This is a genomic window from Roseateles sp. (genome assembly GCF_036486225.1).
Classification (GTDB): Bacteria; Pseudomonadota; Gammaproteobacteria; order Burkholderiales; family Burkholderiaceae_C; genus Roseateles.
This window is the reverse complement of record NZ_DASVNZ010000392.1, coordinates 1-9,189: the sequence shown is the minus strand read 5'-3', so window position 1 is coordinate 9,189 and position 9,189 is coordinate 1. Positions and strand designations below refer to the sequence as shown.

Here is a 9,189-nt window from a genome sequence, read left to right as displayed (position 1 = left end):
GGCCGGTCCCGGCGCGTGCAGGCGGCGGATCTGCGCCTTCGCCGCGATGCGGATCTTGTCCGTGATGTCCTGCGCCAGCGCGCGGATGCCGTCGGCCACGCCGATCTTGGGCTTGGCGACGAAGTCCACGGCGCCCAGCTCCAGCGCCTTGAGCGTGACCTCGGCGCCGCGCTCGGTCAGCGTCGACACCATCACGACCGGCATCGGCCGCAGACGCATCAGGCGCTGCAGGAAATCGAGGCCGTCCATCTTCGGCATCTCGACGTCGAGCGTGATCACGTCGGGGTTGAGGTTGCGGATCATCTCCCGCGCGACCAGCGGGTCGCTGGCGGCCCCGATGCACTGCATGTCGGGCTGGCGGTTGATGATCTCGGTCAGGATGCTCCGCACCAGCGCGGAATCGTCGACGACGACGACGGTGGTCTTGGCCATGTCTTCTTGCTCCTCGGTACTGCCGGGCCCGCTGCGGCGTCCTTGCTGCCGCAGTGCTGCCCCGATGTTGTCTCAGTGTGCGCCGGTGTCAGAACAGGTCGATCGAACCGCCGGTGCTGGCCACCGGTTGCGCCTGCTGCGCCGCGGCCTTGTCCTGCTGGACCAGCGCGTCGGTGTTGGTCGGCGCCAGGCGCTTGACCATCGCCTTGCCGCTCTTGGGCAGGAAACACACCTTGCGCGGGTACACGTCCATCACGTCCTTGGACACGATGGGGATGCGTTCCAGCTTCAGGAAATCGATGACGAAGTTGGTGTTGCGTTCGCCGACGTTGATCGTGTTCATGCCGGCGATCACCGCGCCGCCGCCGAAGATCTTCGCTTCCATGCGGCTCTTGGACGCGCCGCGCTTCATCATCTCGTTGATCAGCAGTTCCATCGCGAACGAGCCGTAGCGGCCCGAGTCGCCCTGGCCTTCCGGCAGCATGAAGTGGTTCATGCCGCCGATCTGCGCGTGGCGGTCCCACAGGCAGGCGGCGATGCACGAGCCCAGGGTGGTCATGACCAGGAGGTCGTCGTTGTCGACGAAATACTCGCCGGGCAGGACCTTGACCGCGGCGTTCTTGAAGTGCGCTTCGTAGAAGAAGAACGACGCCTCGCCGTTCTTGCGCGTCACCGACTTGAGCTGGGCCACGCGGGCCGCGCCGGCGCTGGCCAGCGCCGCGCTTTGCTGCATCGCGGAGGAGGCTGAGGGCAAGGTCATGAGGGTGGCTATGGATGGAGGTTCTTCGGATCGTCGTACGGCGGATCGTTCGTGGCGATCAGCCGACGCGCTCGTAGATCGTCTTGCCGCGCAGGCGGAAGAGATCGCGGGAGTCGGTGAAGTTCTCGGAATGCCCGACGAACAGCAGCCCGCCCGGACGCATCACCTTGTGGATGCGCTCCAGCACCTTGCGCTGCGTCGGGGCGTCGAAATAGATCATGACGTTGCGGCAGAACACGACGTGGAAGGGATCGCCCAGCGACCACGTGGTGTGCATCAGGTTCAGCGGCCGGAAGTCGATCATCTTGGCCAGTTCGGGGCGCACGCGGATGCGGCCCTCGTTGGCGCCGGTGCCGCGCAGGAAGAACTGCTTGAGCCGCTGCGGCGACAGGCCGCGCGATTCGGCCGCGTACACGCCCTTGCGGGCCGTGTTCAGCACGTTGGTGTCGATGTCGCTGGAGACGATCTGCACGCCGCTGCTGGCGCCCAGCGATTCCTGGCAGGTCATGGCGATGGAGTAGGGCTCCTCGCCGGTCGACGCAGCGCAGCACCAGATGCGGATCGGCTTGCCGGTCAGCGTCTTGAGGTCGTCGGTGAGCGACAGGAAGTGGTGGTCCTCGCGGAAGAACGAGGTCAGGTTGGTGGTCAGGCAGTTGACGAACTCCTGCCACTCCTGGTCGCCCTGCGGGCCGGTGACGCCCTCCAGCCACTGGAGGTAGTCGGCGAAGCTCTTGTAGCCGGTGTCGCGCAGCCGGCGCGACAGCCGGCTGTAGACCATCGCATGCTTGCCGTCGTGCAGCGAGATGCCGGCGTGCTGGTAGATCAGCTGCCGGACCCGTTCGAAGTCGGCCTTGCTGAAGCTGAACTCATGATCGATCGCCTCCACCGGCGACGGGGCCGCGAGCGAGACCGGTTGACCTGGGCGCATGGGGCTGTTTGGTTTTCTTCGAAGAGGAGATGCCGTAGCACCGGGTGATCGCCATTGTCGACAATAGCTAGTTTGATTGTGTTTGGTCCATTTGATGTGTGAAAGAGGTGGGGGGAACCCCTCTTTTCTGCGCGCTCATTTGGGGGGGAAGCCGCTAGACTGCCCTCGAAATTGCCTGATTCAACCTTGGACGCTCCGCAAAGTCTCATAGCAGCCCACAAGCTGCGCCTGGAACTGGCCCTGCAGCTGCTGCAACAGGCCGGGGCCATGCTGCCCGACGCCGAACCGTATTCGGAGATCTGGCTGCAGGGCATCCTCGACGCCTTGTGCGATCTCTCCAGCAAGGACGCGTTGACCGGGCTGGTCAACCGCCGCAGCTTCGAGATGGCGCTGGCGCGCGAGGTCGACCGCGTGGCGCGCTCCGGGGAACCGGCGCTGCTGCTGATGCTGGACATCGACCACTTCAAGGCGGTCAACGACCAGCACGGCCATGCGGCGGGCGACCTGGTGATCCGCGCGGTCGCCCAGTCGATCGCGCAGACGGTGCGGCCGATGGACACGGTGGCGCGGATCGGCGGCGAAGAATTCGCCATCATCCTGCCCAACTGCCCGACCTCGTTCGGGGTGACGGTCGCGGAACGCATCCGGCAGCGGGTGCAGGCCCTGGCGATCAGCGCCGGCGCCGGACACGCGCCGCTGACCTGCACGATCAGCATCGGCGGGGCGTTCGCGCCCCAGTGGGTGCGGTCGTCGACATTGATCTGGACGGAAAGGGCGGATCGTCAGCTTTACCGTGCCAAGGCCGAAGGCCGCAACCGTGCCTGCCTCGAGAGCCATGTGGACTCGCTGGTGAGCGCCGAGGAAAAGGGCATGTTGTTCGCCGTAACGCAACAGGATAGTGAATGAGCAATACAACAGCTCCTGCTGCACCCCATGCCCGCGGAGGCGCTCGCACCTTGGCCGTCACGAGCGGCAAGGGCGGCGTGGGCAAGACCTTCGTCACCGCCAACCTGGCGGCGGCCCTGGCCGCGCGCGGCGAGCGCGTGCTGGTGCTGGACGCCGACCTCGGCCTGGCCAACCTGGACGTGGTGCTGAACCTGCACCCCAAGCTCACGCTGCACGACGTCTTCACCGAACGCTGCACCCTGGACCAGGCCATCCTGCCCGCGCCGGGCGGCTTCCACGTGCTGCTGGCGGGCTCGGGTATGGTCGAGTACTCGCGGCTGACGCCCGACGTGCGCGACAAGCTGCTGCACATCCTGGAGGTGGTGCGGCCGCGTTTCGACTACGTGCTGCTGGACACCGGCGCCGGCATCTCGGACGTGGTGCTGTTCTCGGTGTCGATGGCGCATGACGTGCTCGTCGTCGCGACGCCGGAGCCGACCTCGCTGACGGACGCGTACGCCACGATCAAGGTGCTCGCCACCCAGCAGGAGCGCCGTCTGGTGCGCCTGGTGGTCAATCAGGCCAACCGGCCCGGCGAAGGCAAGCTGATCTGCGGCCAGCTGCAGCAGGTGCTGCAGCGTTTCGTCGGCCCGACGCCGGGCCAGACCTTCAAGCTGGAACTGCTGGGCGAGGTCAAGAACGACCCGATGGTCCGGCAGGCCGTGCTCAAGCGGCAGCTGCTGCTGGAACACTACCCCGGCTGCGACGCGGCGCAGGGGATCCGCGGGCTCGCGACCAAGGTGCTGGAATACTCCGCCGGACACGCTTGATACCGTCCGTTTCCCGTTCCTCGATGCGCTTGGCGCGTTCCCCGTTTCCCCGATGACTGATTCCACCGAGACCGGTGCCGACGGCACGCCCGAGGCCGCCGCGCCCGCTACCCCTTTCGAGTGGGTCGGCGGCGAGGACGCGGTCCGTCGCCTCGTCGACCGCTTCTACGACCTGATGGACCTGGAGCCGCGCTTCGCGCAGCTGCGGGCGATCCACCCGACCACGCTGGACGGCTCGCGGGACAAGCTGTTCTGGTTCCTGTGCGGCTGGCTGGGCGGTCCTGACCACTTCGTCGAGCGCTTCGGCCATCCGCGCCTGCGCGCCCGCCACATGCCCTATCGCATCGGCATCGCCGAGCGCGACCAGTGGATGTCGGCGATGACGCAGGCGATGGCCGAGTGCGAACTCGATGTGGAACTGCAGCGGCGACTTGCCGCTTCGTTCGCCAACACGGCGGACTGGATGCGGAACGTCTGAGCGACGTCGCGCCTCAGCGCGCGGCGGTGATCAGATCAAACTGCTCCCACGGGCCGATGGCCGTCCGGTTCGCGATCAGCGACGCGGCGCCGGCGTTCTCCGCCGTGACGTAGCGGTTGTTGGCGAGCGACTGCAGCGTCACCGAGCCATTCGCGTTGCGGATCAGCTTGAACGATTCCCACGGCCCGATCGCGGTCCGGTTGGCGATGAGCGCGGAGCCGCCGCCGTTCTCGGCGCAGACCAGCTTGCCGTTCGCCCGCGCGCGCAGCGCGATGTTGCCGTTGCCGGCATCCAGCAGCTCGAACTGCTCCCAGCCGCCGATGGCGTCGCGGTTGGCGATCAACGCCGCGCCGCCGGCGTTCTCGGCGGTCACGTAGCGGTTGTTCACGCGGGCGCGCAGCGTCACCACCTGCGCCGTGGGCGGCGTCGTGCCGACCACCGGCTGCGTCGGGCGCGTCGGCGTCAGCGGCAGCAGACCCTTCAACATGCGACCGCCGTCATTGGTCAGGCGCAGGTAGTAGTCCGACGAGCAGGCCGTGCCGTCCTCGTCCAGCGCGAGGATGCCCGAGCCGGCGGGCACGAAGGCCGCGGTCTCGGCGGTCTTGGCGATCTGGTTGCCCTCGTTGTACTCGTCGAACATCGAGATGTAGATGCCCTGCGAGCCCAGCCGCACCATGTTGTAGAACTGGCGCCACATGAAGTCGCCGTGCGCGCGCTGGCGCACGCTCAGGTCGCCGGGCAGCACGCAGGGCTGGTAGTCGATGCCGCGGGCGTTGCAGTCGGCCTGGTCGCCGAGGTTGACGTTCTGGTAGAACCAGTCGGACCCGGCCGCGTCGCCGATGCGGCCGACCATCCAGGGCGAGATCATGTTGAAGGCGTGATAGACGTCGAGGTAGCCGGCGCGCGAGTCGTTCTTGCCTTCGCGCCAGTAGGTGGGCACGCCGCCCATCACGTAGCAGCCCTGACTCTTGAACCAGTTGATGACGTCCAGGCAGGCGGCGGCGGACCAGGGATGGTTGTCGTCGTTGAAGCCGAAGCCCCAGATGCCGACGACCGGTTTGCCGTTCTGCCGCGCGTAGGCGGAGGACGCGACCAGCGCCGACATCTTGTTCAGCCAGTCCGCCTTGATCTCGGGTTGCATGGTGCGCCAGCCGCTCACGTCGTACATGACGTAGAACTTGCGGCCGTAGGACTCGGCGGCGCTGCGCGCCTTCAGGGCCATCGCGTCGCGGGTCGCGCCTTCGCCGCCGTTGGGGTTGAAGCGCTGCAGTGCGGCGGTGTCGCAGCCGTTCTGCTGCATCCATCGGAAGTGGGTGTCGACGGTGGACTGGTCGTAGGACGAGAACAGCGTCGCCGGTCCGCCGTTGCCGAGCCGGGAGAAGGCCGTGGCGTAGCCGGCGGCGTACTCGCGCATGTCGGGCCACGAGACGATCGCGCGGTTGGTCGGGGAGGGCGTGCGGCCCCAGTCCTGCGCCCAGTGCCACCAGCCGTTGATCGGCGCGTTGTCCCCGGCGCAGGCGAACCAGCCCTGGTAGCCCACGGTGATCTTGCCGACCACGTCGCCCACCGGACTGGCGGCGACGGCCTGGGACAGCGGCAGCGTGGAAGCGGCTGCGGCGCCTGCGGCAGCGGCGGCGCTGCCGAGGAAGGTGCGACGGGACACGGTCACGGGGATCTCCAACTGCGACACCGCGAGGGGGCGTCAAGGTGGAGCGGACTGTAGGCACGCGCGCCTGGAGCGCCTGTGTCGAGGTGCGTCGAACGGTGACTAGGCGGAGTGCCCGATCGGCGGCGGCATCGATGGCGATGTTGAAGGCGAGGACGCCGACGCCAGCGGCAGCCAGAGGCTGAAACGCGTGCCCTGCGCGCCGGACCTCCAGTCCACGCGCGCGCCGATCGCCGCCGCGCGGCGCTGCTGGTTCTGCAGGCCGCGCCCGCGACCGCGAGCGAGCGTGGCCGCCACATCGAATCCCTGGCCGTTGTCGACGATCTCCACGCGCACGCCGCCTTCGTGGGTCGAGGTGCTCAGGCAGATCTCCGACGCGCGCGTGTGGCGCAGCACGTTGGCGATGCTCTCCTGCACGATGCGCATGATGTGCAGCGCGCTCGACGGCTCCAGCCACGGCAACTGCGGCACTTCGCGGACGTCCCAGCGCAAGGCGACGCCGCTGCCCTCCAGCCGCGGCTCCAGCCGGAATCGCAGGGTCGCGAGCAGCAGCAGCAGGTCGGCCTCGACCGGCTCCATCGAATCGATCGTCAGCTTCAGGTCGTCGAGGCAGTCCTGCAGCACGCGTGCCACCTCGCGCTCGGGCAGCGCGCCGCGCTCGGCGCTGCGGATCGCACCGATCAGCGCCGCGCCCAGGCCGTCGTGCATGTCCTGCATCAGCCGTTGACGTTCGTCGCTGACGGCTTGGCGGCTCTCGATCTCGCGCAGGCGGCGGTGGCTCTCGTCGAGCTCGGCCTCGCGCGCGGCCAGCCGCTCGGCCAGACTCGCGTTGAGGTCTTCGACGCTGGCGATCGCCTGCACATAGCGGCGGTACATCAGCAGGCCGAAGACCGTCAGCGCCACCGCGTTGGCGTAGGCGCCGAGGTACCAGCCTTCAGGGCTGACGACGTTGTTCTGCAGCGCCCAGTCCGACATGCCCAGCAGCACGCACGCGCCGATGCCGGCGGCCACGAGCCGGCCTTCGCGGGAGCTCTTCCACGCGGCGCGCGCGCCCGCGGTGCCGACCACGATGCCCATGCCGGCCACGACGAGGTAGAGCAGCGGCGTCACGCGCGGCGTGTTGGGCAGCAGGCCGGGCAGCGGCAGCGTCGCGATACCGACCAGCACCGTCACCGCCACCAGCGCGCGCGTCATGCCGCGCATCGGCTGGCCGTGCAGCGAGCGCAGGAAGAAGTGGACGACGGTCACCAGCCAGAACAGCGAGTTGACGGTGAGCCAGGCGAAGGCGTCGTTGGCGATCGGGAGCGAGACGTAGAAATGCAGCCCGCGCAGGTAGGAGGTCGCCGCCAGGTTGAAGAACAGCAGGTAGCCGGTCTCATGCGGACGGCGGATCCACACGAACAGCGCGAACACGCCGATCGCCGCGAAGCCCGCGCCCAGGATCGCCGGGAACTCCAGCTGCAGCCAGGCGCGCAGGTGATAGCGGGCCCGCAGCGCGTCGACCGGTCCCAGCCACAGGCTGGAGACCGCCACCTGGCTGCGACTGGTGTGTTCCAGGCGGATCAGGAACTCGCGCACCGGATGGCCATCCTCGGGTGGCTCCAGCGACACCCACAGCGGCGTGCGGGTGCTGTTCCACAAAGGGCCTTGTTCCTGGGCGCGATGGACGAGATGGCCGTCGGCGTAGACGGCGATCGTGCCGTCGGTCTTGATGCGCGCGCCGTAGAGGCCCAGCTGGCCCGCCAGGAGACCGCGCGCATGACCTGGCACGGGCGGCACACGCACGCGGAGCCAGGTCGTGCGCACGGCCGTGTCGCCTTCGCGCGCGGCCTCGGCCTGCCCCAGCAGCGCGACCGGCAAGGCCAGCGGCAGCGTCACCGGATGCCAGTCCTGCGGCAGGGCGTCGGCGTCCTGCGTCGCCGGCGGCGTGACGCGGCCGGCGCGTTCGGAGACCTGCCAGTCGGCTTCCGTCAGGTGCAGCGCGGGGCTGAAGGCGCGGTCGACGAAGGCGCTGAGCGCCACCGCCGTGACCACCGCCGCCAGCACCAGCGACACGAGCAGCACCAGCCAGGCGATCGGAGATGGCCGTGGGGAAGCGCGTAGAGAAACGCTGGGAGAGGCGTTTGGAGAAGCGCTTGAAGAATCGCTTGGGGGTAGGCGGGGCGGCGTCACTCCGGCAGCCATCCCTGCGAGCGTGCCTCGAAGATGGCTTCGGCCTTGGAGCTGACTTTCAGCTTGCCGTAGATGCGGCGCACGAAGCTGCGCACGGTGAACGGGGACAGGGTCATGAGGTCCGCGATCTCGGCGGTCGAGAAGCCTTTGGTGATCAGCGCGAGGACCTCGTTCTCGCGCGCGGACAGCGGCGAGGCCTCGGCCGGGACGGCGCGCGCGGCGTCCTGGCGGAAGCGCGACAGCACCTTCCTGGCGATGATGGGGCTGATCGGGCTGCCGCCGGCGGCCAGGCTGCGGATCTCCTCGACGATGCGCGCCGGGGCGCTGTCCTTGAGCAGGTAGCCCGAGGCGCCGGCCTCGATCGAGCGGATCACGTGGGTTTCGTCGCCGAAGTTCGTGCTGACCATGATGTGGCACGCCGGCCAGTCGCGCGCGGCGGCGCGGATGACGTCGATGCCGGAGCCGTCGGGCAGGCCCAGGTCCACCAGCAGCACATCGGCCGGCGGACCGGCGAGCAGCGCCAGGCCCTCGGCACGCGTGGCGGCGCGACCCGCCAGGCGCATGCCGGGCGAGTCCTCCACGACGCGGCAGAGGGCGTCGCCGAAGCCCGGATCGTCCTCGACCAGGATCACGTGGATGAGCGTCATGAGCGCATCGTACGGAGAGCCGGCGGCGGCGGTGCCCGGAAGTGCCAAGGCGGGTACTGGGGAGTGTGCGGTTTGCATCGGGTGGCGATTGTCTGGCGCCCGCGGGGTGGCGGTGTAGTCCGTTCGTTCTACGCCTCGTAGGAGGGGCCGCGCCTACGATCGCGCCGCTGCCACGACAGCCTCCACGAGAGCCTCCACGAGAGAAGAACAACGAACAAGCACCACGAGGGATCGTCTGCGCACGCGGGCGGTTCGAGGGAATCCCGCATGCGTCCATTCCGTTCCGCCGTGTTCGGCGGCACCGCCCTGGCCTTGGCCGCCGGCGCGGCGCTGGCCCAGCAGAGTCCGCCGCCGCCGCTCGCGCCGCAGGTCACGCCGCGCGATCTGCGCC

General features: G+C 68.8%; 9 protein-coding genes. 3 read left to right on the top strand and 6 right to left on the bottom strand.

All coding sequences use genetic code 11. From position 1 onward, the window contains the following. The 3 genes from VF536_RS25420 to VF536_RS25410 all read right to left on the bottom strand — a co-directional run. Positions 1 to 432 (bottom strand): response regulator (locus tag VF536_RS25420; protein ID WP_331617744.1); only part of this gene is annotated, 432 nt, incomplete at its 3' end. Between the two features lie 88 nt (positions 433 to 520). Next, positions 521 to 1,192: a chemoreceptor glutamine deamidase CheD gene (gene cheD / locus VF536_RS25415; RefSeq protein ID WP_331617743.1), complete on the bottom strand. Its 672-nt coding sequence runs from the start codon at positions 1,190 to 1,192 to the stop codon at positions 521 to 523. A gap of 58 nt (positions 1,193 to 1,250) precedes the next feature. Continuing rightward, entirely contained in the window at positions 1,251 to 2,120 is an 870-nt protein-coding gene (locus VF536_RS25410) for a CheR family methyltransferase (RefSeq protein ID WP_331617742.1), read from the bottom strand. Between the two features lie 186 nt (positions 2,121 to 2,306). Here VF536_RS25410 and VF536_RS25405 point away from each other — a divergent pair, with 186 nt between their 5' ends. The 3 genes from VF536_RS25405 to VF536_RS25395 are packed head-to-tail and all read left to right on the top strand — an operon-like array spanning position 2,307 to position 4,313. Beyond that, complete coding sequence (locus VF536_RS25405) at positions 2,307 to 3,026, top strand: GGDEF domain-containing protein (protein ID WP_331617741.1); 720 nt, start codon at positions 2,307 to 2,309, stop codon at positions 3,024 to 3,026. After that, entirely contained in the window at positions 3,023 to 3,835 is an 813-nt protein-coding gene (locus tag VF536_RS25400; RefSeq protein ID WP_088403687.1) for a MinD/ParA family protein, read from the top strand. Before VF536_RS25405 ends, VF536_RS25400 begins: the two co-directional genes overlap by 4 nt. 52 nt (positions 3,836 to 3,887) lie before the next feature. Continuing rightward, on the top strand, positions 3,888 to 4,313 hold the full coding sequence (locus VF536_RS25395; RefSeq protein ID WP_297524383.1) for a group II truncated hemoglobin: 426 nt from the start codon (positions 3,888 to 3,890) through the stop codon (positions 4,311 to 4,313). A gap of 13 nt (positions 4,314 to 4,326) precedes the next feature. On the opposite strand, the gene VF536_RS25390 is transcribed toward VF536_RS25395, so the two are convergent. The 3 genes from VF536_RS25390 to VF536_RS25380 all read right to left on the bottom strand — a co-directional run bounded on the left by VF536_RS25390 (position 4,327) and on the right by VF536_RS25380 (position 8,798). Then, positions 4,327 to 5,982 carry a lectin gene (locus VF536_RS25390; RefSeq protein WP_331617740.1) on the bottom strand — a complete coding sequence of 552 codons (1,656 nt, stop codon included), beginning with the start codon at positions 5,980 to 5,982 and terminating at the stop codon, positions 4,327 to 4,329. Positions 5,983 to 6,081: 99 nt separating this feature from the next. Then, the gene (locus tag VF536_RS25385) at positions 6,082 to 8,028 is read right to left on the bottom strand and encodes a sensor histidine kinase (protein ID WP_414710449.1); all 1,947 of its coding nucleotides are present in this window, start codon (positions 8,026 to 8,028) and stop codon (positions 6,082 to 6,084) included. Between the two features lie 119 nt (positions 8,029 to 8,147). Beyond that, positions 8,148 to 8,798: a response regulator transcription factor gene (locus VF536_RS25380; RefSeq protein ID WP_331617739.1), complete on the bottom strand. Its 651-nt coding sequence runs from the start codon at positions 8,796 to 8,798 to the stop codon at positions 8,148 to 8,150. Between the last annotated feature and the right edge of the window lie 391 nt (positions 8,799 to 9,189).